Annotated in this window: 21 protein-coding genes and 1 pseudogene; 11 read left to right on the top strand and 11 right to left on the bottom strand. The window is 43.7% G+C overall.

Annotated features, from left to right (window positions below; all coding sequences use genetic code 11):
• Positions 1-48 precede the first annotated feature (48 nt).
• Together xylE and ACESTD_RS11495 are read left to right on the top strand one after the other, a co-directional pair.
• Entirely contained in the window at positions 49-1536 is a 1488-nt protein-coding gene (gene xylE / locus ACESTD_RS11490) for a D-xylose transporter XylE (RefSeq protein ID WP_005825537.1), read from the top strand.
• A gap of 192 nt (positions 1537-1728) precedes the next feature.
• On the top strand, positions 1729-3261 hold the full coding sequence (locus ACESTD_RS11495) for a carbon-nitrogen hydrolase family protein (RefSeq protein ID WP_005825535.1): 1533 nt from the start codon (positions 1729-1731) through the stop codon (positions 3259-3261).
• Positions 3262-3302: 41 nt separating this feature from the next.
• Here ACESTD_RS11495 and ACESTD_RS11500 read toward each other — a convergent pair whose 3' ends face one another.
• Positions 3303-3431, bottom strand: coding sequence for a hypothetical protein (locus tag ACESTD_RS11500; protein WP_005837113.1), 129 nt, complete (start codon positions 3429-3431; stop codon positions 3303-3305).
• A 47-nt stretch (positions 3432-3478) separates the two neighbouring features.
• Between ACESTD_RS11500 and ACESTD_RS11505 the strand changes: the two genes are divergently transcribed.
• Positions 3479-4285, top strand: coding sequence for a hypothetical protein (locus ACESTD_RS11505; RefSeq protein ID WP_005825533.1), 807 nt, complete (start codon positions 3479-3481; stop codon positions 4283-4285).
• 274 nt (positions 4286-4559) lie between these two features.
• Here ACESTD_RS11505 and ACESTD_RS11510 read toward each other — a convergent pair whose 3' ends face one another.
• Genes ACESTD_RS11510 through ACESTD_RS11525 form a run of 4 tightly spaced genes read right to left on the bottom strand, consistent with a single transcriptional unit; the run spans position 4560 to position 7740 of the window.
• Positions 4560-5432, bottom strand: coding sequence for a site-specific DNA-methyltransferase (locus ACESTD_RS11510; protein ID WP_005825531.1), 873 nt, complete (start codon positions 5430-5432; stop codon positions 4560-4562).
• The gene (locus ACESTD_RS11515) at positions 5429-5950 is read right to left on the bottom strand and encodes a hypothetical protein (RefSeq protein WP_005825529.1); all 522 of its coding nucleotides are present in this window, start codon (positions 5948-5950) and stop codon (positions 5429-5431) included. Before ACESTD_RS11515 ends, ACESTD_RS11510 begins: the two co-directional genes overlap by 4 nt.
• An 8-nt stretch (positions 5951-5958) precedes the next feature.
• Complete coding sequence (locus tag ACESTD_RS11520; protein ID WP_005825528.1) at positions 5959-6819, bottom strand: type II restriction endonuclease; 861 nt, start codon at positions 6817-6819, stop codon at positions 5959-5961.
• Positions 6820-6825: 6 nt separating this feature from the next.
• On the bottom strand, positions 6826-7740 hold the full coding sequence (locus ACESTD_RS11525) for a DNA adenine methylase (protein ID WP_008664601.1): 915 nt from the start codon (positions 7738-7740) through the stop codon (positions 6826-6828).
• 319 nt (positions 7741-8059) lie between these two features.
• Here ACESTD_RS11525 and ileS point away from each other — a divergent pair, with 319 nt between their 5' ends.
• From ileS to ACESTD_RS11550, 5 genes and pseudogenes are all read left to right on the top strand, one after another.
• The gene (ileS, locus tag ACESTD_RS11530) at positions 8060-11551 is read left to right on the top strand and encodes an isoleucine--tRNA ligase (protein WP_195288657.1); all 3492 of its coding nucleotides are present in this window, start codon (positions 8060-8062) and stop codon (positions 11549-11551) included.
• 20 nt (positions 11552-11571) lie between these two features.
• Complete coding sequence (locus ACESTD_RS11535) at positions 11572-11952, top strand: TraR/DksA C4-type zinc finger protein (protein ID WP_005654117.1); 381 nt, start codon at positions 11572-11574, stop codon at positions 11950-11952.
• Positions 11953-11954: 2 nt separating this feature from the next.
• Positions 11955-12572, top strand: a pseudogene (locus ACESTD_RS11540) (lipoprotein signal peptidase); the annotation flags it as partial.
• A 229-nt stretch (positions 12573-12801) separates the two neighbouring features.
• On the top strand, positions 12802-13728 hold the full coding sequence (locus tag ACESTD_RS11545) for a DUF4296 domain-containing protein (RefSeq protein WP_373158883.1): 927 nt from the start codon (positions 12802-12804) through the stop codon (positions 13726-13728).
• Positions 13725-14060: a hypothetical protein gene (locus ACESTD_RS11550; protein ID WP_005837115.1), complete on the top strand. Its 336-nt coding sequence runs from the start codon at positions 13725-13727 to the stop codon at positions 14058-14060. The genes ACESTD_RS11545 and ACESTD_RS11550 overlap by 4 nt, the downstream gene beginning before the upstream one ends.
• Here ACESTD_RS11550 and ACESTD_RS11555 read toward each other — a convergent pair.
• The gene (locus ACESTD_RS11555) at positions 14008-14769 is read right to left on the bottom strand and encodes an RNA methyltransferase (RefSeq protein WP_008664596.1); all 762 of its coding nucleotides are present in this window, start codon (positions 14767-14769) and stop codon (positions 14008-14010) included. The two genes, ACESTD_RS11550 and ACESTD_RS11555, sit on opposite strands and share 53 nt — an antisense overlap.
• A 143-nt stretch (positions 14770-14912) precedes the next feature.
• On the opposite strand from ACESTD_RS11555, the gene ACESTD_RS11560 reads away from it, so the two are divergent.
• Entirely contained in the window at positions 14913-17222 is a 2310-nt protein-coding gene (locus ACESTD_RS11560; protein ID WP_005837118.1) for a BamA/TamA family outer membrane protein, read from the top strand.
• A 76-nt stretch (positions 17223-17298) separates the two neighbouring features.
• Here the strand turns inward: ACESTD_RS11560 and ACESTD_RS11565 are convergent, their stop codons facing one another.
• The 3 genes from ACESTD_RS11565 to ACESTD_RS11575 all read right to left on the bottom strand — a co-directional run bounded on the left by ACESTD_RS11565 (position 17299) and on the right by ACESTD_RS11575 (position 19772).
• Positions 17299-17853, bottom strand: coding sequence for a DUF3332 domain-containing protein (locus tag ACESTD_RS11565; RefSeq protein WP_005837119.1), 555 nt, complete (start codon positions 17851-17853; stop codon positions 17299-17301).
• 138 nt (positions 17854-17991) lie between these two features.
• The gene (locus ACESTD_RS11570; RefSeq protein ID WP_005837120.1) at positions 17992-18429 is read right to left on the bottom strand and encodes a DoxX family protein; all 438 of its coding nucleotides are present in this window, start codon (positions 18427-18429) and stop codon (positions 17992-17994) included.
• Positions 18430-18485: 56 nt separating this feature from the next.
• Positions 18486-19772, bottom strand: a complete 1287-nt coding sequence (locus ACESTD_RS11575; protein WP_008664590.1) for an NAD(P)/FAD-dependent oxidoreductase — start codon at positions 19770-19772, stop codon at positions 18486-18488.
• Between the two features lie 208 nt (positions 19773-19980).
• Between ACESTD_RS11575 and ACESTD_RS11580 the strand changes: the two genes are divergently transcribed.
• Together ACESTD_RS11580 and ACESTD_RS11585 are read left to right on the top strand one after the other, a co-directional pair.
• Positions 19981-21174 (top strand): BamA/TamA family outer membrane protein, encoded by a 1194-nt coding sequence (locus tag ACESTD_RS11580; RefSeq protein WP_008664589.1) that lies wholly within the window; start codon positions 19981-19983, stop codon positions 21172-21174.
• A complete protein-coding gene (locus ACESTD_RS11585; RefSeq protein WP_005837124.1) occupies positions 21161-22861 on the top strand; it encodes a lipid A phosphoethanolamine transferase in 1701 nt (566 codons plus the stop codon). Before ACESTD_RS11580 ends, ACESTD_RS11585 begins: the two co-directional genes overlap by 14 nt.
• A 24-nt stretch (positions 22862-22885) precedes the next feature.
• Here ACESTD_RS11585 and ACESTD_RS11590 read toward each other — a convergent pair whose 3' ends face one another.
• The gene (locus ACESTD_RS11590; RefSeq protein WP_005825513.1) at positions 22886-23302 is read right to left on the bottom strand and encodes a DUF1893 domain-containing protein; all 417 of its coding nucleotides are present in this window, start codon (positions 23300-23302) and stop codon (positions 22886-22888) included.
• Position 23303: 1 nt separating this feature from the next.
• On the bottom strand, positions 23304-24704 hold the full coding sequence (locus ACESTD_RS11595; protein ID WP_009038429.1) for an aldo/keto reductase: 1401 nt from the start codon (positions 24702-24704) through the stop codon (positions 23304-23306).
• Between the last annotated feature and the right edge of the window lie 3 nt (positions 24705-24707).

The raw sequence follows: 24707 nt of genomic DNA on the forward strand, positions 1-24707 counted from the left end.
AATCGCTAATCATTAATCGCTAATCATTAACCATTAATCATTAATATCATGAATTATACAGAAAAAGGCAGTAAACTCTACCTCTTCTCTATTGTGCTGGTAGCCGTCATCGGGGGCTTGCTTTTCGGCTACGATACAGCAGTCATATCCGGTGCCGATAAAGGGCTTCAGGCATTTTTTATGGGTGCCTCCGATTTTGTCTACACAGATACGATTCACGGCATTACCTCTTCCAGTGCACTTATCGGATGTATCATCGGTAGTGCTCTTTCGGGATTCTTCGCATCCAATCTGGGACGTAAGAATTCTCTTTTCATAGCCGGCGTCTTGTTCTTTCTGTCGGCATTGGGCTCCTACTACCCGGAATTCCTTTTCTTCGACTATGGTGTTCCTTCCTATTCCTTGCTCGTGGCATTCAATTTCTACCGTGTATTGGGAGGAATCGGCGTAGGTTTGGCATCGGCCATCTGCCCGATGTATATTGCGGAAATTGCGCCGAGCAACATTCGCGGGACTCTGGTATCATGGAATCAGTTTGCCATTATCTTCGGCCAGTTGGTGGTTTACTTCGTGAATTTCCTTATTCTGGGCGAGAATTCAAATCCGGTGATAAAGGCCATTGAAGGAGTCAACCAGATTCTGAATCCCGAAGCGGCAGCATGGACCACAGAGATAGGATGGCGTCTGATGTTTGTCAGTGAGGCTGTTCCTGCAGGAGTCTTTGCGTTGCTCGTACTGTTTGTTCCCGAAACGCCACGCTATCTTGCCATGAGTGGCAAGGATGATAAGGCACTCCAGGTGTTAAGCCGTATCAACGGCTTGGCTCAGGCAAAGGTTATTCTGTCTCAAATCAAAGCCACGGCAGAGGAAAAGACGGAAAAGCTTTTCACTTATGGCTGGATGGTTATCTTTATCGGTATCATGCTGAGTGTATTCCAGCAAGCGGTAGGTATCAACGCCGTACTCTATTTCGCACCGCGTATCTTCGAAACGATGGGAATGGGCAACCCGATGGTTCAAACCGTCATCATGGGTATCATCAATATTCTGTTCACGTTGCTGGCTGTCTTTACAGTCGAGAAATGGGGACGTAAACCGCTGCTCATCTCGGGGTCTATCGGCATGGCGATAGGTGCTTTCGGAGTAGCTCTTTGCAACGTTGTGGCAGGGCTTCCTCCCATGTTGGCTGTTGTCAGCATCATGGTCTACAGTGCTTCGTTCATGTTCAGCTGGGGCCCCATCTGCTGGGTACTGATTGCTGAAATCTTCCCGAATACCATCCGTGGCGCTGCAGTAGCCATTGCCGTAGCCTTCCAATGGATATTCAATTTCATTGTATCTTCCACCTTCGTACCTATGTACAATATGAGTTTGGGAGATATGGGAGACAAGTTCGGGCACATGTTTGCTTATGGCTTATACGGAATCATCTGTGTGGTGGCTGCTCTGTTTGTCTGGAAGCTTGTTCCCGAAACGAAAGGCAAGACACTGGAAGACATGACCAAGCTGTGGAAGAATAGAAGAAACAATAGATAAGACCGTCATTGAAACTGTCCATATAAGACGGGAAAGAGGAGGCCTGATGAATGCCTCCTCTTTTTGTTATCAATTCCGTATCTTTTCCCTTATCCGTTCAAGATGGGAAAGAAAAATCTTCGGAGGGGAAGATAACATGTAAGGATAAACCGTACCTTTGCACTGTTTTTAATCAGGAATAGCAAGAAAGTTATGGATTCAATGAAAATCAATAAGGTGCAGATACGCAATCTGCAGATTGAAGATTATGACCAGTTGGCACAATCGTTTACGCGCGTTTATTCAGACGGAAGCGATGTGTTCTGGACGCACAAACAAATAGAAAAACTGATACGCATCTTCCCCGAGGGGCAGATTGTGACGGTGGTTGACGAGAAAATCGTGGGCTGTGCGCTTTCCATCATAGTGAACTACGATGATGTGAAGAACGACCACACTTACGCCCAGGTTACGGGCAAGGAGACTTTCAACACCCACAATCCGAAAGGCAACATACTTTATGGCATCGAAGTCTTTATCCATCCCCAATACCGTGGCCTGCGTCTGGCACGCCGTATGTATGAATACCGCAAGGAACTTTGCGAGACATTGAACCTGAAGGCAATCATGTTTGGCGGACGTATCCCCAACTACTACAAATATGCCGATCAAATCCGCCCCAAGGAGTACATAGATAAGGTGAAGCAAAAGGAGATCTTCGATCCGGTGCTGACCTTTCAGCTCTCTAACGACTTCCACGTGCGCAAGGTGATGCGCAACTACCTTCCCAATGATGAGGAGTCCAAGCACTACGCCTGCCTGCTGCAATGGGACAATATCTACTATCAGGCTCCCACACAAGACTATGTAAACCCCAAAACCACTGTCCGCGTAGGCTTGGTACAATGGCAGATGCGTACCTACAAGACACTGGATGACCTTTTTGAGCAAGTGGAATTTTTTGTGGATGCCGTGAGCGACTACAAGAGTGACTTTGTCCTTTTTCCCGAATACTTCAACGCACCGTTGATGGCAAAATTCAACAACGAGGGCGAGTCGCAGGCTATCCGCGGGCTGGCGGCCTATACCGAGGAAATCAAGGAGCGTTTCGTCAAGCTCGCCATCAGCTATAACATCAACATTATTACGGGCAGTATGCCGCTTATCAAGGAAGACGGGCTGCTATACAACGTAGGATTCCTCTGCCGACGTGACGGAAGTTATGAAATGTACGAAAAGATACATGTCACTCCCGACGAGATAAAGTCCTGGGGACTGAGCGGAGGCAAGTCCATCCAAACTTTCGATACGGACTGTGCTAAGATAGGCGTGCTGATATGCTACGATGTAGAGTTCCCCGAACTGAGCCGCATCATGGCGGACCAAGGCATGCAGATACTCTTTGTTCCTTTCCTTACCGATACGCAGAATGCTTACAGCCGCGTAAAGGTGTGCGCCCATGCTCGTGCCATCGAAAACGAGTGCTTTGTAGTGATAGCCGGCAGTGTAGGCAATCTTCCCCGCGTGCACAACATGGACATCCAGTATGCCCAGTCCGGCGTGTTCACTCCCTGCGACTTCGCTTTCCCCACAGACGGCAAGCGTGCGGAAGCCACTCCGAATACCGAAATGATTCTTGTGTCGGATGTGGATCTGGACTTGCTGAATGAACTGCATACCTACGGCAGTGTACGCAACCTGAAAGACCGGAGAGGCGATTTGTACGAGGTGAAGATGAAAAGATGACTTTCCCGAATGCCACACTCGGTTGCCTCCAATGCCACACCTTATTCTCCGAAATGCCACACTTCATCGTCCGGAATGCCATAGGTTTCGGACAACGGAGTGTGGCATTTCAGCTGCTGAAGTGTGGCATCCGGGACGATGAAGTATGGCATTTCGGATGGTAATTCCATAGTTTATCCGTATCTTTACAAAACTTTTATTCTAAAAAACAGAAACAATGGCCAAGAAAGCTCTCTCTGCTCCCGAAATACCTCTCTGCATCAATGTGTTGCGATTACTTAACTACCGTCTGGCTCCCGACGAGCTGATTCTGTTCGACTGGCTTACAGTAAAACAGATTTCTTTTAAATACAAGCCTTTCCATTACTCCCAGGCGCGTGTAGAGGAAGAAACCCGTATCCGCCGTACCCGGCAGGAAGTCATCATTAAGCAATTCTCGGCCTTGGGCTTCTTGAAAACCGACATAAAGGTCAATTCCGTCACCCGTGGACGTGTCCGCTATTACTCCGTGGACTTCAGTGTACTTGCCGACGTGGATGTCCTGGTAGAAATCATCATGCCCCAAACCACGCTCTTCCGTGACTTCATCCTCTACTTTGCCTACCACGCCACTATGCAGAAGAAGAGCAAGGAAGAACAACTGAAGCCTGCCTCCGCCATAAATCACGAGGCTGCCGCCCGAATCTATCAACTGCTGAGCCAAGTCTATGACGAGCGCCGCCAATACTATAATGATGGGGGACTGACCGGAGATGTGAAGCCTGAACGCTCGAAATCTGCCATGCAATTGCAGCATAACAAACCCATAGAACGTAAACTGGCAAAGTTGGCAGACTACTACAACGATAACAGCATCAAAAACGCCTTTCTTGCCTATGTGGACGAAATCCTGACCCAAAAGAAAGAACCCGAAAACCTGATGTATTACTTTCTCTCTTTCGATGAGACATCGGATTGTTTCGGAGTGGTGAATCATTACCTTAATTATTTCACCTTGCATTATAGTTACAGCAGCAACAGTTGAAGTCTATCCGCTGATGATGCTGTTATTATTTCTTTTAATATAATACTTTATTATTCTTTCCCATGCTGTTCTCTGCACGCTTATTGCTGATTGCGGCAATAGCATTCGCAGAATTCTACATACCATTTGTTGAACTCAGCAAAATAGCCCTCTCATTTGTTGTTTTCAACGTAGTTTTCAGGTCGCTTGTTTGAGCTAAATTTACGTTTTTTGCCGTTTTTGCTTAGGGAACCCGTGGATTTTGGCTTATTTTGAGAAACGTGATTCGCTCAAACTAAAACGGCAAATCATAAATGGAGACTTCTTTTTCGTGTACTGACATTCTCTCTGCATTATTCAAAAGAGAAATATCTTTAATCTTTTTATGATATAGAGAAAATTTTGCAATTTGTTCTATTTCTTTTTTACGGTTTTTACTAAGGATTAGATATTCTTCTTCTCTATCAATTCCTAAAAAACGGCGTCCCAAAAGATTGGCTGCAATTCCTGTAGTGCTGCTGCCTGTAAATGGGTCGAGAATCCACGCACCACCACGAGTTGATGCCAAAATAATACGCGACAATACAGATAAGGGTTTCTGAGTAGGATGTTTGCCACATGATTTTTCCCAACGAGCTATGGCCGGTAATTGCCATACGTCCGTCATCTGCTTGTTGCTGTTGATTTGCTTCATGATACTATAATTATAGTAGTGTGTTATTTTAGCAGACTTGCGTGCCCAAATAATGAACTCTGTTGAGTGTGTAAAATAACGACATGAAATATTAGGTGGCGGATTGGTCTTTGCCCATGTCACTACATTCAAAATCTTAAATCCTAATTCAGTCAGGATATTGGCTATTGAAAAAATATTATGATATGTACCGCTAATCCATATTGTTCCATTTTCCTTCAGTTTATTTTGGCATTCGCTTATCCATGCTCGATTGAACGAATCTATGTATTCAGGAGTACCTCCTTTATCCCATTCCCCTTTATCCACGCATACCATCTTCCCACTTTGCACACTTATCCCTCCATTACTGAGAAAGTAAGGAGGATCGGCAAATATCATATCGAACTTGAAACTGAATTGCTTTAATAATTCGATGCAGTCACCATGCAGGAGGGTAAAGGCACGGTCGGAGGATTTGAAATAAGGAATCATAATTTAGCAATAATCTCTTGATATTCCTTCCAGGACATTAACCGACCTTCTCCAGTGGGATAATTGACATCTTCCTGCCCCCATATCCATTTATATACTTTTATTAAAGCCTCAGGAGTTTCACCGGAAGCGAAATTTAAAGCTCTTATTTCATTTATAAAATCGGAAGGTTCTTCTCCATTATATGTTTTTTCCATTAAAGTCAGAAATACTTTTGCTTTATCTTTGTTTTCCTGAACTTTATTTATTACATCTTCTAAGATTTGTTTGTGAGATATTTGCCATAGTGTATTATCATTGGGATTATAGATGAATACTAAAAAATCTTCTTTTTTAGGTCTTCCATATACAGATTTACCACCAGGCTTCGTGATAACGATTTTCCTACCATCAGAGAGTTCTTCGACTTCATAACCTCGATATGGTAAATCTATAAGTTTTTGTGAGAAAGTAGCTTTATCCGCATTGTTTATACGAATAGGCTCTAGTTCTATATTATGTTGATAGATGTTTTTCATCGTTCTATTTATTTCATGATTTTACTTATAATGCCGTTCTCCATATCATTAATATTGTATATATGTTCAAGTACATCAAAAGTTTCTTCCAAATTTCGACGCGCACTATTCCATCCTTTTCCATCCGTAAACCAGACAAATGTAAAATCTGTTAGGTCTTTGGTTTCCAAGGTTATCGTTTTGTAACTTCTTGCTGTTTCGTTAAGCTTAGAGCCACTACTTCCATAAAAATTGGTTTCTATACCATATACCATGGTAGGTGTTTTTACGACAAAATCAAATCGTTTCTCTGCCTTACCTTGGTTAGATATTGAAGATAAATCAATACCCCATTTCTTTTCGATAGCATGAATATACATTTCTTTGAAGTAGGTGATACCTTTTACAAACCCAGCCTTCTGTATATATGATTCGACGAGGTTCTCCATCAGGTGTCCACCTCTATTTTTTCTTCCATTAGAATCAAGCCCAGTTTCTATTCCTGTAACATAATCTACAAGACTTCCGATAATGCGATTCTCAATCAAGTTGAAAATACCAGTTTTGCGCATAAATATTTTATATTGCTCTACACTATAGTTCATTTTTTTGAAATTATAACAGAAGCTGCCTTCTTCATCTATAGCTTCTATATCCATTTCACGCTTTGCTATCAGAATAGGAATACACTTTAGAATACTAGGGTATTTACATAATAAATTATCAAAATCGTTTTCTATATTTTTGCTGCCAATAAGAGAATTCATAATATTCAATTCCACTTTAATAGCATCAACATTAGAGAAAACTTTGTCAAAGTATGTATAATATTGGTAGTTCGCAATACTTGTACGAAACAGTGCAAGCCATTGTTTAAAATCTCTTTCCATACAAATTTATCTATAATTCATGCTAATATTAGAAATCATAAGTTCGGACAGTTTCCCTCTTTTTTCAGGATTGGCATTAACCATTCGCGTAGCCATTACTCGCTGAATATGGTATTCGTTATAAATCTCATCAAAGAAATTATCATTTTCGTCTTTGCCTTTCACATCCGAATTACTTAAGATGAAATTAGTTTTATATTGAACTATCTTGTGACAAAAATCGCGTAGCCGTATTTGTTCATTATCGTCAAACTCATCTTTGGCATACGAGTTGAAAGAAGAAGTTTTGCTTAAAGGTTTATATGGAGGATCAAAGTAGAATAAAGCATCAGGAGAAGCGTAAGCTATTGTTTTCTCGAAATCCCCACACAAAATATCTACCTTTTGCAAAATCTTAGAATCTGCAAGAATTGTATCTTCATCACAAATTCTAGGATTGGCATATTTTCCATGGGGAACATTGAATTTTCCTTTAGAATTTACTCTATACAACCCATTGAAGCATGTCCTATTTAAAAAAATGAATAAAGCGGCGGTCTCTATTTCAGACAAGGATGAAGCGTTATATATGTCGCGCTTATTTAAATAATACTCTTTTCTGTCTTCTTCTCCCAAGGGGATATACTTTTCTTGAAGTTCTTTTAATTGTTCAATCAATTTATATGGTTGTTCCTTAATAACTTTATATGTAGTTATCAAATGGGGATTTATATCATTAATCACAGCTTTTTGAATATTGGGAAATTGCTGTAATATCCAAAATAAAACAGCCCCACCTCCAACGAAAGGTTCTACATAAATAACGTTTTTTTTCTGTGAGAAGTCAGATGGTAAGGTACGCTCTATATCTCCTAAAAGCTGCGTCTTTCCACCTACCCATTTTACAAAAGGTTTTGCAGTTCTATATATTCTATGTTGCATATTTGGTCTAAATATCATTCTTCTAATGGCAAAGATAGTGAATCTCTTCAAGTTGTGCGAATATATTAGGAGTCTTTCTTTTTATTTTTTGAATTCTATGTCTAAAAGGATATTAATCACTCTTATTATCCCTCTTTTCATCCTTAAATAAAACATTTTACTGCACTTATCCAGCTTTTTCTACCTAAAAAGTCTCTTGTATTTAAGTTTTTTGTAAATTTGCACCCTTAAAATGGAGAAGGTAGCTTTTGACGTACCAAATGCCTATCAAGAGTATCTTCAATCGTAAATTGTAAATTGTCAAATAGTAAATATCAAGATGGGTAAGAAGTTTGCCGAATATTCGAAGCTCGACCTTTCCGAAGTGAACGGAAAAGTGTTGAAGAAATGGGACGAAAACCAGGTTTTCGCCAAGAGTATGACAGAACGTGAAGGTTGTCCTTCTTTCGTATTTTTCGAAGGACCTCCCTCGGCCAATGGTATGCCGGGCATTCACCACGTAATGGCTCGCTCCATTAAGGACATTTTCTGCCGTTACAAAACGATGAAGGGGTTCCAAGTAAAGCGTAAGGCCGGATGGGATACTCATGGACTGCCCGTGGAACTGGGTGTGGAAAAAGCACTCGGCATTACGAAAGAGGATATTGGCAAGACTATTTCCGTAGCAGAATACAATGCTGCCTGCCGCAAGGACGTCATGAAGTTCACCAAGGAATGGGAAGACCTGACGCACAAGATGGGCTACTGGGTGGACATGACGGACCCGTATATCACCTACGACAACCGCTACATCGAAACCTTGTGGTGGCTGCTGAAACAGCTCTATAAGAAAGGACTCCTTTATAAAGGGTATACCATACAACCTTATTCTCCTGCTGCCGGAACCGGACTCAGCTCGCACGAGTTGAACCAGCCCGGATGTTACCGTGACGTAAAAGACACGACCATGGTGGCACAGTTCAAGATGAAGCATCCGAAACCGGAAATGGCAGAGTGGGGAACTCCTTACTTCCTGGCATGGACCACTACTCCGTGGACGTTGCCCAGCAACACTGCGCTCTGCGTCGGTCCCAAGATAGACTACGTGGCCGTACAGACTTACAACGGATATAGCGGTGAGAAGATGACTGTTGTCTTGGCAAAAGCACTGCTCTACACTCACTTCAACAAAAAAGCGGAAGGCATTGCATTAGAGGATTATAAGCCGGGTGATAAGCTGATACCTTTCAAGATAGTAGGTGAGTACAAAGGCCCCGATTTGGTAGGTATGGAGTACGAACAGCTCATCCCTTGGGTGAAACCGATAGACGTTGCCGAAGACGGTAGCTGGACTCCCAGCGACAAAGGTTTCCGTGTAATTTCTGGTGACTATGTGACGACTGAAGACGGTACGGGTATCGTACACATTGCCCCGACCTTTGGTGCGGACGATGCTTTTGTGGCACGCGCTGCAGGTATACCGTCCTTGTTCATGATAAACAAGAAGGGTGAGACCCGCCCGATGGTAGACCTCACCGGTAAGTTCTTCTTGATTGACGAACTGGACGAGGAGTTTGTAAAGGCATGTGTCAATGCAGACCTTTACAAAGACTATCAGGGCAAGTGGGTAAAGAATGCCTATGACCCTCAATTCACTGTAGACGGCAAGTATGATGAGCAGGCTGCACAAGCTGCCGAATCATTGGATATCGAACTCTGCATGATGATGAAAGCCGCCCGCCAGGCATTCAAGATAGAAAAGCATGTACACAATTATCCGCACTGCTGGCGTACGGACAAACCCGTATTGTACTATCCGCTGGATAGCTGGTTTATCCGCAGCACCGCTTGCAAAGAACGTATGATAGAGTTGAACAAGACCATCAACTGGAAGCCGGAAAGCACCGGTACGGGACGTTTTGGCAAGTGGCTGGAAAACCTGAATGACTGGAACCTCAGCCGTTCGCGCTATTGGGGTACTCCGCTGCCCATCTGGCGCACGGAGGACAATAGCGAGGAAAAATGTATCGAGTCTGTAGAAGAGCTCTACAACGAAATAGAGAAATCCGTGGCTGCCGGCCTGATGCAGTCCAACCCTTACAAGGAGAAGGACTTCCAGCCGGGTGTATATACCAAAGAGAATTACGACAAGATAGACTTGCACCGTCCTTACGTGGACGATGTCATCCTTGTTTCCAAAGACGGCAAGCCGATGAAACGCGAGACGGACTTGATTGACGTTTGGTTCGATTCCGGTGCCATGCCTTATGCACAAATACACTATCCGTTCGAGAATAAGGAACTGCTGGATAGCCACCAGGTATATCCTGCCGATTTCATCGCCGAAGGGGTGGATCAGACACGCGGTTGGTTCTTCACGTTGCACGCCATCGCCACGATGGTGTTCGACAGCACCGCCTACAAAGCCGTCATCTCCAATGGTCTGGTGCTCGACAAGAACGGAAACAAGATGTCCAAGCGCTTGGGCAATGCCGTAGACCCCTTCTCGACCATCGAGAAATACGGTTCCGACCCGTTGCGCTGGTACATGATTACCAACTCCTCTCCGTGGGACAACCTCAAGTTCGACGTGGATGGCGTGGAAGAGGTGCGCCGCAAGTTCTTCGGAACACTCTATAACACCTATTCATTCTTCGCCCTCTATGCCAATGTGGACGAATTTGAATACAAGGAAGCCGACGTGCCCATGACGGAACGTCCCGAGATAGACCGCTGGATTCTCTCCGTGCTGAATACGCTGGTGAAGAACGTGGATACCTGCTACAATGAATACGAACCCACAAAGGCGGGACGTCTCATTTCCGAATTCGTGAATGACAACCTCTCCAACTGGTATGTCCGCCTGAACCGCAAACGTTTCTGGGGCGGTGGTATGACGCAGGACAAGCTCTCTGCATTCCAGACACTCTATACATGCCTCGAAACCGTGGCTAAGCTGATGGCACCCATCGCTCCGTTCTATGCTGATATGCTCTATTCCGACCTGACCGAAGTTACCGGACGCGACAACGTCGTTTCCGTACACCTTGCCAAGTTCCCCGAGTATAAGGAGGAAATGATAGACAAGGAACTGGAAGCCCGTATGCAGATGGCGCAAGACGTCACTTCCATGGTATTGGCATTGCGCCGCAAAGCAGATATTAAGGTTCGTCAGCCATTATACACAGCATGGATACCTATCACAAATGAGGATATGGAAAGACGTCTTAACGCAGTAAAGCATTTAATAGAGGCTGAAGTTAATGTTAAATCCTTAACATTAATGAGTAGTAATACTATTGGGATGATTATAAAACGCGTCAAATGTGATTATAAAAAGATGGGGCCCAAGTTTGGCAAACTGATGAAGTCCATAGCTATAGCTGTAGAAGAACTTTCTCAAGAAGAAATATTAAAATTCGAATCAGAAAGGAAATACTCTTTGAAAATAAATGATACAGTTGCTGTTATAGAACTTAGTGATGTGGAAATATTAACAGAAGACGCTCCTGGCATGTTGACAATGACGAATGGTAATCTAACAGTAGGTTTAGATATTGAGATAACGGAAGAACTTCGATTTGAAGGTATTGCTCGTGAATTAGTAAATCGTATCCAAAATATACGTAAATCAAGTGGTCTTGAAATTACTGATAAAATAAAAATAACACTATCTAAAAATCCACAAACAGATAGTGCAGTAATTAATAATAAAGACTATATTTGTAACCAAGTTTTGGGGACTTCTCTAGAACTTAAGGATTTTATTGAAAATGGTACCGAAATAGAGTTTGAAAACTTCAAACTCCATGTGAGCATTGTTAAAGAATAATTAATTAAACATGTAAAGTTATGGCAGAAAAGACAAGATACTCAGATGCAGAATTGGAAGAATTCCGTGCTATCATTTTAGAAAAGTTGGAATTGGCACAACGTGACTATGAACTATTAAAGGCCAGCCTAACAGGTGCAGATGGTAACGATACCGACGATACATCTCCTACTTATAAAGTGTTGGAGGAGGGCGCTAATACTTTGTCTAAGGAAGAAACAACACGTTTAGCACAGCGTCAACTAAAGTTCATCCAAGGATTACAAGCTGCTTTAGTACGTATTGAAAACAAAACATACGGTATTTGTCGTGAAACTGGTAAGTTGATTCCGGCAGAACGCTTACGTGCTGTGCCCCATGCTACCTTAAGCATAGAAGCTAAAAATAACGGCAAGAAATAGAAATGGGTAATTTTTTCACCAAAAGTCGAATTGCGTTACTTGTTATTTTTTCGGTATTAATTATCGACCAGATAATAAAAGTATGGATAAAAACACATATGTATTGGCACGAAAGTATACGTGTCACAGATTGGTTTTATATATACTTTACAGAAAATAATGGTATGGCTTTCGGTATGGAAATATTAGGAAAGCTGTTTTTGACGTCATTTCGTATTGTTGCTGTAACAATCATAGGATGGTTCTTATATAAATTTGTAAAACAAGGTGTTAAAACTGGATTTATAATCTGTATATCACTTATCCTTACTGGAGCATTAGGAAATATAATTGATAGTGTATTTTATGGTGTACTGTTTAATGAAAGTACTCATTCCCAGATAGCCTCTTTTCTACCTGAAGGAGGAGGGTATGCTTCCTTATTTTATGGTAAGGTAGTAGATATGTTTTATTTCCCTATCATTGATACTAACTGGCCCCAGTGGCTACCATTTATCGGTGGACAGCATTTTATTTTCTTTAGTCCGATTTTTAACTTTGCTGATGCAGCAATAAGTTGTGGTATTATCTCACTATTGTTATTCTATAGCAAATATTTGAATGAAGTTTTTCATACTGTAACTCCTAATTTAACGAAAATCGGAAAGAACGGAATAAAAATTGGCATTACTTGTATCGCATTAGGTTGGCTCATTGGTTATATATTTAATGATATCAAGTTATTTGTAGACATGTTAATGCAAGGTTGCATTCTAATTTTGATAGGGATTACTGTATATATTATTGGCAAAATAAAGAAAAATAAGAAATAGTTATATCCTTAACTAATGTTAGAGGAATAAATTATAAATGAAAGGAATAAATCGAATTCAATGGTGTAGCGTAGTCCTTCTGGCGTTCAGTCTGACGGCTTGTAAGGTGAAAAGACCTGAAACCGTCCTTCCGGATGCCAAGATGGAAAACGTGCTTTATGATTATCACATAGCCAAAGCTATGGGTGAAGAAGTGCCGTATAACGAAAGTTATAAGCGGGTGCTATACATTGAATCGGTTTTCAAGAAATATGGCATTACTCAGGCCGATTTTGACTCTTCTATGGTCTGGTTTGCCCGTAACCCGGAAGTACTTACCAAAATCTACGAGAAAGTGAATGTACGGTTGAAAGCCGAGAGAGACGGTATCAACCACTTGATTGCCCTGCGTGACAACAAGCCGAAAGAATCACTTCCCGGAGACAGTATCGACGTGTGGATATGGCAGCATATCTATCAGTTGACGGGTATGCCCCTGGACAACAAGATAACGTTTACGTTGCCATCAGACACCAATTTCCACGACCGTGACACGCTGCGCTGGAGCGTGCGCTTCCGTTTCCACAACGGTGCACCGGACAGCATACATGCTCCGTTGATGGCGATGCAGATTCTTTACGAAAAGAATGACAGTGTCATCAGTGCCATTCGGAAAGTACAAGACACAGGTGTGGAAACGCTCACCTTGTTTACCGATACTTTAGGAGAAATCAAGGAAATACGCGGGTTCATCTATTATCCGCAGCAGGAGACTCCACAGCCTTTGCTGGCAGACCGTATCTCACTGATGCGCTATCACGCCACGGACAGCTTGGTCATTGCCCCAAAGGACAGCCTTCAGCAGGCGACAGACTCCCTTCGCAAAGACAGTATCGGAAAACCTGAGAAATTGAAACCTCTGGAAATTCAGGAGCAGGAAAATACCACGACTCCCAGAACCATACGTCCCCGTCCGAAAGCATGAAACGCTACGCTTCCCATTTTCTGTTTCTTCCCGGGCATGGCTATCTGAAACAATATGTGGTGGAGATAGGTGAAGGACAATGTGTATCACGTATCTTCCCATTGACAGAAGAGGTGGAGAATACGGAATGGCTACCGGGAGTCATAGCTTTGCTTACGGAGGTGGAAACAGACTATCCTCATTTTGATACGTGCTGCAATATACTGACGGCAATCCCTCCGGTTATCGAGGAAGAATTGCCTTATTTGATTCCCTGGTTGTTTTTTCCTTTTGATTTTACTACAATGCAGCCTGGCGCCGGAACTCAGCGCAAACTACTGCTGTGGCAATAGCCACGTTCAATGACTCCGAGGTCTCACGGCTGGCGGGATAATTCGGTATGTATAGTTTGCGGTTGATGAGTGCCTCCACTTCTTTTCCGATGCCATTTCCTTCATTACCCATCACAATCAGCCCATTTTTCGAAAGCGGTTGTCCGTACATATTCTCTCCGTCCAGGAAAGTGCCGTAAACGGGAATATCCTTCAGTGAGCGGATGAACTCGGGTAGGGGAGTATAATGCAGTCTGACGCGTGCGATACCTCCCATCGTGGCCTGCACAGTTTTGGGATTATAGATATCCACCGTGTTGGGCGAACAGAAAATATGCTCTATCCCGAACCAATCAGCAAGGCGGACAATCGTTCCCAGGTTACCGGGGTCTTGCACATCATCCAAAGCCAGACAGAGGGAGTGGCTGATGACGGAAATATCCGTCTCCTCATCCGGCTGCCGGAACACAGCCAGCACTTGTTGGGGAGTTTTCAGCAGGCTGGCACGCGAAAGTTCCTCCTCCGATACTTCCGTGACATCCGTTACGGTGGAGAGAGGGCGGTTCCGGGAAAGCCATTCTGAAGTTGCCAGCAAGAACTGACAAGGAAAATGTCCCAACAAATCCCCTACGAGTTTAGGTCCTTCTGCCAGAAATACCTTGTCGGCCTTCCGGTTCTTTTTCTGCTCCAACGAGTGGATATATTTAATGCGATTTTTACTTAATGCCATAGGACACACATGTTATCATTTGACAAAAATACGTGATTATTTCAATATAATCAAAAACTCTGCACTCTTCCGGCGTTTTTTATTTCGGGAACAAAAAAATACAAGTATATTTGTAGCTGTTTATGCGCAATTAATGACTCGGTATGAATAAAGGTTTCCGCTACGCGATACTTACTACTATCGTACTTTTGTTGGCTTCCTGTTCTTCTACCAAATATGTGCCGGACGGCTCGTATTTGCTGGATGAAGTGCGCATACATACTGATAATAAGGAAGTAAAACCATCCAATCTCTCCATGTACATCCGCCAGAATCCCAATGCGAAGTGGTTCAGCCTGATAAAGACCCAGTTGTATGTCTACAACTGGTCCGGACGGGACTCTACACGCTGGATAAACCGTACATTGAGGAAATTAGGTGATGCCCCGGTCATATACAGTGAGGAGGAAACCAACCGGACCAGGGAAGAAATCACTAAGGCTGTGCAGAATATGGGCTATATGGGCGCCCTGGTGGAACCGGTACGCCAAGTCAAGAAGAAAAAGATGAAGTTGGTCTATAAAGTGACAACCGGCAAGCCCTATAAAGTTCGTACCTTGAAATATGATATCCAGGACAGTAAAATAAAGGAATACATGCGGCAGGATTCCGCAGTAACCTTATTATCCGAAGGCATGTATTTTGATGTCAATGTACTGGATGCAGAACGCCAGCGCATCACAAACAAACTGCTTCAGAATGGATATTACAAGTTCAATAAAGAGTACATATCCTATACTGCGGATACTGTCCGTAATTCTTATCTGGTAGATTTGACACTGCATTTGGCTCCATACAGACAGCATAACGAGGATACGCCGCAGAATCACCGGCAATACACTATCAATAAAGTGAGTTTCATTACCGATTATAATGTGTTGCAGGCATCCACCCAGAACAGCATCGAGGTGAATGATTCATTGCATTACAAAGGCTTTCCCATCTACTACAAAGACAAGCTTTATCTGCGCCCCAAAGTGCTGACCAACAATCTGCGCATCACTCCGGGAACTCTCTATAACGAGCAGAACGTGCAGCGTACCTACTCCAACTACGGACGCCTGCAAGCCCTGAAATATACCAATATCCGTTTTTTTGAAGTGCAACAGAGTGACAGTGCAAAGCTCAACGCCTATGTGATGCTGACCAGAGGCAAGCATCAGTCCGTATCTTTTGAGGTGGAAGGCACAAACTCTGCCGGCGATTTGGGAGCTGCCGCTTCGGTGGCTTTTCAGCACCGCAACATGTTCAAAGGTTCCGAAACATTCATGTTCAAGCTACGTGGGGCATACGAGGCTGTGTCCGGTTTGCAGAGCTCCTTGAATCAAGACTACATAGAATTAGGTGCGGAAGCAACCATCAACTTCCCACGGTTTATGTTTCCCTTTGTATCCAGCGATTTCAAGCGGAGGATAAGGGCTACTACAGAATTCGGATTGCAATATAACTACCAGATGAGACCCGAATTCACGCGCATTGTAGCATCTGCCGGATGGAGCTACAAATGGGGGGTACAACAACAGCGTTCGCAGCATCGCATTGATTTGCTGGACATCAACTATCTGTATATGCCCAGCATAGACCAGACATTCAAAGAGGATTATCTGGAGAAAGACGAGAACTACATCCTCAAATACAATTATGAAGACCGCTTTATTGTCCGCACCGGCTATAGCTATATCTACAACAGTGCCGGAAGAGCATTGATGAATAACTCCGGTATCGGAAATTCCTATACCATCCGCCTCAATTTTGAATCGGCGGGTAACTTGTTGTATGCTGTGGCAAAGCTCGGAGGAATGAAGAAGAATGCATCGGGGGAATACACCTTGTTGAACATTCCTTTTGCCCAATACCTGAAAGGCGATTTTGACTTTGCCAAGAATCTGGTCATTGACAACCGCAATTCATTGGCATTTCATTTTGGTGCCGGTATTGCCATTCCATACGGCAATGCAACAATGCTTCCATTTGAGAAGCGCTACTTCTCCGGCGGCGCCAACAGTGTGCGCGGATGGTCTGTACGTGATTTGGGGCCCGGTTCTTTCCCCGGCGATAATAACTTCATGAACCAGTCGGGAGACATCAAGCTGGATGCCAGCATTGAATACCGCACACGGTTGTTCTGGAAATTCAGAGGAGCCCTCTTTGTAGATGCCGGGAATATCTGGACAATACGGGATTATAAAGACCAGCCGGGAGGTCAGTTTAAATTTGACAAGTTCTATAAGCAGATTGCCGTGGCATATGGTTTGGGATTGCGTCTTGACCTGGATTTCTTTGTATTGCGTTTCGACGGAGGTATGAAGGCCATCAATCCGGCTTATGAAAAGAAAAAAGACCGTTATCCCATTATTCATCCTAAATTCAGCCGCGATTTTGCTTTCCACTTTGCTGTGGGATATCCGTTCTAATGAAAGTTGAAAATGGAAAGTGAGAAATGCTTATTGGGCATCTATGTACCAGCCACTTTCCATTTTCAATTTTCCATTAATTAAAAGCGTAGTACGTGCCAATCATCGTCGCCTGACGTGCTGCTGCCACACCTTGGGCATCCAGCGTCACTGTCATTTCCTCACCGTTCGGAAGGGTCATTTGTGCAGTGCCGTCATTGTTCATTTGCAGCAATTCTGTGCTGACACCATCGGCAACAACATTCCAAGTATTCAACTCTTTGTTGTAAATGAGTTCCATAGAAGCAGTCTCACCTTCTTTGGTGATAGAATAGCCGTTTTCAAGTGTCTCTACCAGGTAGTCACCGTTTTCGCCTTTCACTTTCTTTACATCACCAATGCTGGCCATAGGGTTTGAACCACTCCAGAATTCGATGGAGTTGATGACCAATGCATCGGCCAGATAGCAAACGCCATATACCGGGATAATATTGAATGCCAGATAAACCAGTTCGTTTACAAACTTGGTACCAATACCTTGATTCCAGCTGACCAGTTTACTATGCAGTCCAAAAGAACCGATACAAGAACTGAAAAGAAACGAGCCGCAAATCATTACGGTCGCAGCCATCTTCAAATTGAACTTTTTCATAATCACTCTTTTTTATTTTACTGTGTTTAATTAGCTTTATAGCTCATCGAGTTATTTTAAGCATCCGCAAATATAGGATTTTTTACGAAAATACATCCTATTTGAGCTTAAAATCTGTTTTCAGTAAAACGGAAGTGTCTATTTACGAGCCTTTTGGAAAAGAGCTTTTCTTATCCAGCGGTCAACGGCAAACTTGCCCGGACCTATGATATACATCAATATGAACACTACCAGATATACAAAAGCCAACTCTTTCGTGGCAAACGGGTCATTACCATGAATTACAAAAAAGGCAACAGCCATTGTAAACACCATTGGTATCATAGCCAAACGATAGAGAAAACCTATAATGAATGCCATGGAACATGCCAATTCACCAAAGATAGCCAGTCCTAAAGACAGCGGACTGCCTACACCCAGCGGGTCAGGGAAAACGGCCGACAGCTCTTGAAAGTTAGTCCACTTCTGGATACCGTGGTTCATTAATAATATACCGAATACAATTCTTGCAATCAATAGCATAGCAGATGTTGCCGTTCCGTCCGGTTTGACAGGAAATAAAAGTCGTTTTAACATATTCATTCGTTTTTAAGTTCGTATATGAACTATAACAAATATTACTCAATAAAAGTTTACTCCCGTTTCAACGGTTTGATGATAATCCGTAAAGACGGGTCATAGGTAAAGTAACTCCACATCCAGTCTACGAAGATGAAAAGACGGTTCTTTACACCCACAATACTCATCAAATGGATGAATAGCCACACAGCCCATGCCGGAAAACCGCCAAAACGCAGTTTCTTAAGCTCGACTACGGCATGATTGCGGCCAATGGTCGCCATGGAGCCTTTGTTTTGATATATAAACGGCTGCAACGGCAGGCCTGTTTCTGCACGCTGCAAGTTCCTTATCAAGTTGCGGGCCTGCTGGATGGCTGGTTGCACCACTTGCGGGTGTCCTTTGGGATACTCCTCAGAAATCATAAGGGCCGTATCCCCGATAGCGAAAATATTGGGATATTGAGAAAGACGGTTATAAGTGTCCACCTTCAAGCGGTTTCCCGGTCCATAGGCATCGGCAGGCAATCCTTGAAGGCTGTTTGCCTTGACACCGGCCACCCAGAATACATTTTTGGTATCGATGGCAGTCCCGTCATTCAATGCCAATTGATAATTCTCGTATCCCATCACCCGTTGATTCAATTTGATTTCCACATCACGCTTCTTCAGATAATCGGCCACTTCTTTGGAAGACTCTTCTGAAAAAGCAGACAAGAGCCGGGAAGAGCCATCCAACAAGATGATACGCATCTCATTGATATTCAAGTCCGGATAGTCTTGAGGAAGGACAAACTTCCTCATCTCGGCCAAAGCACCAGCCAACTCTATTCCCGTAGCTCCACCGCCTACAATGGCAAAGGTCATCAGACGCCTGCGCTCTTCTTTATTACCGGTGTTCTGGGCTTGTTCAAAACTATCCAATATCTGGTTTCGGTTGAACAAGGCTTCCGAAGTATTCTTTAGTGCCATGGTCTGTTTCTCCAGCCCGTCGTTTCCAAAATAATTTGTGTTGCAGCCGGTGGCAATGACCAAATAGTCGTATGCCAGCGTGCCGATGGAAGTCTCCAGCAGATTGTGTTCCGGGAAGACTTGCTGTGCTTCACAAATACGTATATGGAAATGCTCTCTTTTTTTGAAGATTTTTCGGTATGGGAATGATATGGCACTCGGTTCAATACCTGCTGTGGCCACTTGATAGAGTAACGGTTGGAAGATGTGATGGTTATTCTTATCCAGTAAAACTATCTGAAACTTGTTGCTTTTCAATTTTCGTGCCAGCTTTAATCCGCCAAAGCCGCCGCCTACGATTACCAGTCGTTTCTGTCCCTCTTTATCGGGAATGTCCATTGCTGTTTTCATAATTCAATATCATGTTGTTCTTTGTAATATTAAAATAACAGTATAAATCGAGGAAAGTTCTATAAATGATGTAGTTAAAAAGAGTAAACCCCACATGCAATGTAGAAATGAACATTAAAAGAGAAAAATTGGAAACAAAAAGAACAGTAACATTGTTGTAATGAAGAACATAAAAACTAACTTTGCCACGGAAGTTTTCTACAAGTAAATGGACACTAAATTGACAAAATGGATATTACCAATATTGATGCTGATTACAGAAACGGCTGTTCATGCACAAACACACCTTGCAGAAGCAAAAAACTCTGTGGACTCAATTTCTACGTATCCGATAGACTCGCTTCCCAAGAAACGCAGTTTTTTCGGAAAAATTTTGAATTACTTCAACGATGCCAACAAAGAAAAGAAAAACAAGAAATTTGATTTCAGCATTATAGGCGGGCCTCATTATTCCAGTGACACCAAATTTGGAATCGGACTGGTGGCGGCAGGACTCTACCGTACCGACCGGAACGATAGTATTCTCCCTCCGTCCAATGTCTCTCTGTATGGGGATGTCTCCACAGTGGGATTCTATTTGCTGGGAGTACGTGGAAACCATCTGTTTCCCCAAGACAAATACCGGTTGAACTACAATCTGTATTTCTATTCTTTCCCAAGCCTTTACTGGGGACAAGGATATGACAATGGAGCCAATGATGACAATGAGAGTGAATACGATCGCTTTCAGGCGCAGGTTAAGGTGGACTTCATGTTCCGGATGGCACGTAACTTTTATATCGGTCCGATGACAGCATTTGATTACGTGTATGGACATGACTTTGAAAAACCGGAATTATGGAAAGGAATGAAAGCGCGTAGCACCAACGTGAGCTTGGGGTTTTCCTTGTTGTATGATTCACGCGATTTTCTGACAAATGCCTATAAAGGATATTACCTACGGATAGACCAGCGCTTCAGTCCGGCCTTTTTGGGAAATAAATATGCATTCAGCAATACGGAACTGACGACCAGCTATTACCAGTCCGTGTGGAAGGGTGGGGTGTTGGCAGGCCAGTTCCATACTCTGCTGAACTACGGAAATCCGCCCTGGGGACTGATGGCAACATTGGGAAGTTCCTATTCTATGCGTGGCTATTATGAGGGGCGCTACCGTGACAAGTGTGCAATGGATGCCCAGCTGGAACTACGCCAACATGTATGGAAGCGAAATGGAGTTGCCGTATGGGTAGGGGCGGGAACCATATTCCCGAATTTCTCGGAATTGGAGGCCAGGCATATTCTTCCTAATTATGGTTTCGGCTACCGCTGGGAGTTCAAAAAGAGAGTAAACGTACGTTTGGATTTAGGTTTTGGCAAACACCAGACCGGATTTATATTCAATATCAATGAAGCTTTTTAGAGACATAAAAAAATGGTTCGACAATCAGGAACATTTGTTCTATCTGTTTCTGGTCATTCTGATAGTGCCCAATGTAGTGCTATGCTTTACAGAACCCATATCATGGACGGCAAAGATATGTAATATCCTGCTACCCCTTTCTATATATTATGCTGTAATGGCTTGGTCGAGAAACTGTGGCAGGACATTCTGGCTGCTATTTCCGTTCATCTTCTTCGGAGCCTTCCAGCTTGTATTGCTGTATCTTTTCGGTCAGTCCATTATCGCAGTGGATATGTTTCTGAATCTGGTGACAACCAATTCGAGCGAGGCGCTGGAACTGCTGGACAATCTGATACCTGCCATCGTTATTGTGGTAGTGCTCTATATACCTGCATTAATTCTGGCAACCATATCCATTGTACACAAACGCAGACTGTCCGAAGCATTCATCCGGCAAGCTCGCCGTCGCACTCTGTATGTGTTGTCTGCCGGAATATTATCCTTAGGCACTGCTTATTTGACAGATAACCGGTATGAGCCGAAATCCGAACTGTATCCTGCCAACGTATGCTACAACATAGCACTTGCTTTTCAACGGACGGCCCAGACGCGGAATTATCACAAGACCTCTAAAGATTTTACCTTTCATGCTAGAAGTACTCATCAGGCTGATGAAAGGGAAGTATATGTAATGGTGGTGGGAGAAACCTCACGGGCATGCAACTGGGCTTTGTACGGCTACGAACGGGAGACTAACCCGGGACTGTCGGGCATTGGCGGACTGACAGCTTTCAGCCATGTGCTGACAGAATCAAACACTACCCACAAGAGTGTTCCGATGTTGCTGTCGCCGGTCAGTGCTTCCAGTTTTGATTCCATCTATTATCAGAAAGGGATTATCACAGCATTCAAGGAAGCCGGTTACCAGACCGCCTTTTTCTCGAACCAGCGTTATAACCACTCATTTATAGACTTCTTCGGCAAAGAAGCCGACACGTATGATTTCATTAAAGAAGATGTGGGGGATTCCAATTACAACCCCTCTGATAACGAACTGTTGAAACTGGTAGCAAAAGAACTGGGCAAAGGAGTTTCCAGGCAATTTATAGTTCTCCACACTTACGGTTCTCATTTCAATTATAAAGAGCGCTATCCGGCAGAGCAGGCTTTCTTCCTGCCGGACATGCCCGTTGATGCGGAAGTGAAATACAAAGACAACCTGATTAATGCCTATGACAATTCTATCCGCTACACGGATAATTTTCTGGTTCGTCTGATAGATATGCTTCAAGAACAACATGTCAATTCTGCCCTGATATACACTTCAGACCATGGAGAAGATATTTTCGATGACAACCGGCATCTCTTTCTGCATGCCTCACCGGTACCTTCCTATTATCAGATACATGTGCCATTCTTTATTTGGATGTCCGACAACTACCGGCAGAGATACCCATCGTTATTGGAGGCCGCACAAGCCAATAGGCAGAAGAATGTATCTTCCAGTGCCTCATTCTTCCAGACAATGCTGGAAATAGGTGGAGTGGAGACCCCATACCGGAATGACTCTTTATCTGTCACCAGCGCTCTGTTTATCGAAAGACCCAGAGTCTATCTGAACGACCACAATGAAGCCCGCACACTGGATGATGTCGGTATGCTCAAGGAAGACTTCAAGATGCTGGAAGAGAAAGGCATCAGGTAATCAGGGAAAGAGAGCAGGCTGTTGCTATTTTGCCCTGATTCTTGATATAAAATTCTGAATCACCGGATACATCTCCTCTACCGTATTCAGCTCCATGCAAGCCGTCTCCAACGGGCACCAGCCGGTCTTGTCACGGTTAATGATATGGGGAACCTCTTGGGCAAAAGTCGTTTCAATTCCTGCTTCGCACAGCAATGCCAGCGCAGGAGTGCTGATTATATCGGCATAGACCGTTTTAAAGCCTCCCAGTACCATCAAAGCAGCGGCACCTTTCCCTATAACCTTATCGGCAATGGCAGCCCCCTTCATAAATGCAGAATCTGCCTGGTACAAATCATACAAATCCGCTACTCCCCGTTGGGTGAAAGTACGGACTTCCTCCCGGTTCTTCATAACACAAGAGTATCCTCCCTTGTGCAGTATGTCAATGATACTCTCCATTTTATAAAGTCTCTTGTTTCAACTGTTCTACAAATTTGTCAATACGATGCAGTTCTTTGGGAATATCAATCGTTTGCGGGCAATGCGGAGAACACTGGTTGCACCCGGTACAATGGTCGGCCTGCCTCAGTTTGGGTACACTTCGGTCATATCCTACGAGAAAAGCACGGCGTGCTTTCCGATAATTCTCATCCTGGCTGCTTTCCGGCACATTTCCTTCATTGACACATTTATTGTAATGTATCAAGATGGCAGGAATGTCAATTCCATACGGGCAAGGCATGCAGTACTTGCAGTCGTTGCAAGGTATGGTGGGGTACTCCATCATCAAATCTGCCGTATCATACAGATACTGAGTTTCCTCTTCTGTGAGTGGTACCAATGGAGAGTAAGTACGGATGTTATCCTGCAAATGTTCCATATAAGTCATGCCGCTCAGCACTGTCAGTACATCCTGGGGAGAACCGGCATAACGGAATGCCCAAGACGCCACACTGCGTTCGGGTTCGCGCTGCTTCAGCCGTGCCACAATATGGTCGGGGACATTGGAGAGCCGCCCACCCAGCAGAGGCTCCATAATGACAGCAGGGATCTTACGCTTGGCCAGCTCGTCATACAGATACTCTGCCTTGAAGTTGCTGCCCGAAGCATGTTTCCAGTCCACATAATTCAACTGTATTTGTACAAAGTCCCAATGAACTTCACCACGGTCATGCATCTGCAAGGCATAGTCATAGACTTCGATATCTCCGTGGAACGACCATCCCAAACGGCGGATGCGTCCTGCTTCACGCTCCTTGACAAGAAAATCAATCATACCGTTGTCTATGTAGCGTTTGCGGAATTGCTCCATGCCACCGCCACCAATCATGTGTAGCAGATAGTAGTCTATATAGTCCACCTGCATATCCTCGAACGACTTACGGTACATGGCGATGGAACCCTCGCGAGTCCAGGTATCAGGATGAAAATTGGATAGTTTGGTGGCAAGATAGAACGATTCGCGTGGATGGCGTTTCAGAGCTATTCCCGTAGACTTCTCACTCCATCCTTGTACATACATCGGAGACGTATCGAAATAATTCACGCCATGGGCAATGGCATAATCCACCAGTTCGTTTACAGCATCCTGGTCTATCATTTCCCCTTTTCCATCCGGAGCAGGAACGGTAGGCCAGCGCATACAGCCGTATCCTAAAATAGAAACTTTGTCACTCCCCAAACCAGGAAAACTACGATAGGTCATTTTATCCGTCGGAATGGGGCCCAATACTTTACTGCCTTCACTGCTTCCTTCCTTAGAACCACATCCATAGAGGGCAGCAGTAGATGTGGCGGTTGTAATTCCCACTATCTTCAAGAAATCACGACGGTTCATATTGTTTTTATGATGTTCTTCCATACT

It is taken from the genome of Bacteroides sp. AR20, from assembly GCF_964250605.1.
Taxonomy (GTDB): domain Bacteria; phylum Bacteroidota; class Bacteroidia; order Bacteroidales; family Bacteroidaceae; genus Bacteroides; species Bacteroides uniformis.

Excerpts from the sequence above, each read along its gene's own strand:
- ACESTD_RS11495 (WP_005825535.1), top strand. The coding sequence starts at position 1,729 with ATGGATTCAATGAAAATCAATAAGGTGCAGATACGCAATCTGCAGATT.
- xylE (WP_005825537.1), top strand. The coding sequence starts at position 49 with ATGAATTATACAGAAAAAGGCAGTAAACTCTACCTCTTCTCTATTGTG.
- ACESTD_RS11535 (WP_005654117.1), top strand. The coding sequence starts at position 11,572 with ATGGCAGAAAAGACAAGATACTCAGATGCAGAATTGGAAGAATTCCGT.
- ACESTD_RS11505 (WP_005825533.1), top strand. The coding sequence starts at position 3,479 with ATGGCCAAGAAAGCTCTCTCTGCTCCCGAAATACCTCTCTGCATCAAT.
- ACESTD_RS11550 (WP_005837115.1), top strand. The coding sequence starts at position 13,725 with ATGAAACGCTACGCTTCCCATTTTCTGTTTCTTCCCGGGCATGGCTAT.
- ACESTD_RS11545 (WP_373158883.1), top strand. The coding sequence starts at position 12,802 with ATGAAAGGAATAAATCGAATTCAATGGTGTAGCGTAGTCCTTCTGGCG.
- ACESTD_RS11520 (WP_005825528.1), bottom strand. The coding sequence starts at position 6,819 with ATGGAAAGAGATTTTAAACAATGGCTTGCACTGTTTCGTACAAGTATT.
- ACESTD_RS11560 (WP_005837118.1), top strand. The coding sequence starts at position 14,913 with ATGAATAAAGGTTTCCGCTACGCGATACTTACTACTATCGTACTTTTG.
- ACESTD_RS11570 (WP_005837120.1), bottom strand. The coding sequence starts at position 18,429 with ATGTTAAAACGACTTTTATTTCCTGTCAAACCGGACGGAACGGCAACA.
- ACESTD_RS11565 (WP_005837119.1), bottom strand. The coding sequence starts at position 17,853 with ATGAAAAAGTTCAATTTGAAGATGGCTGCGACCGTAATGATTTGCGGC.
- ACESTD_RS11500 (WP_005837113.1), bottom strand. The coding sequence starts at position 3,431 with ATGGAATTACCATCCGAAATGCCATACTTCATCGTCCCGGATGCCACA.
- ACESTD_RS11595 (WP_009038429.1), bottom strand. The coding sequence starts at position 24,704 with ATGGAAGAACATCATAAAAACAATATGAACCGTCGTGATTTCTTGAAG.
- ACESTD_RS11515 (WP_005825529.1), bottom strand. The coding sequence starts at position 5,950 with ATGAAAAACATCTATCAACATAATATAGAACTAGAGCCTATTCGTATA.
- ACESTD_RS11555 (WP_008664596.1), bottom strand. The coding sequence starts at position 14,769 with ATGGCATTAAGTAAAAATCGCATTAAATATATCCACTCGTTGGAGCAG.
- ACESTD_RS11585 (WP_005837124.1), top strand. The coding sequence starts at position 21,161 with ATGAAGCTTTTTAGAGACATAAAAAAATGGTTCGACAATCAGGAACAT.
- ACESTD_RS11590 (WP_005825513.1), bottom strand. The coding sequence starts at position 23,302 with ATGGAGAGTATCATTGACATACTGCACAAGGGAGGATACTCTTGTGTT.
- ACESTD_RS11510 (WP_005825531.1), bottom strand. The coding sequence starts at position 5,432 with ATGATTCCTTATTTCAAATCCTCCGACCGTGCCTTTACCCTCCTGCAT.
- ACESTD_RS11580 (WP_008664589.1), top strand. The coding sequence starts at position 19,981 with ATGGACACTAAATTGACAAAATGGATATTACCAATATTGATGCTGATT.
- ileS (WP_195288657.1), top strand. The coding sequence starts at position 8,060 with ATGGGTAAGAAGTTTGCCGAATATTCGAAGCTCGACCTTTCCGAAGTG.
- ACESTD_RS11575 (WP_008664590.1), bottom strand. The coding sequence starts at position 19,772 with ATGAAAACAGCAATGGACATTCCCGATAAAGAGGGACAGAAACGACTG.
- ACESTD_RS11525 (WP_008664601.1), bottom strand. The coding sequence starts at position 7,740 with ATGCAACATAGAATATATAGAACTGCAAAACCTTTTGTAAAATGGGTA.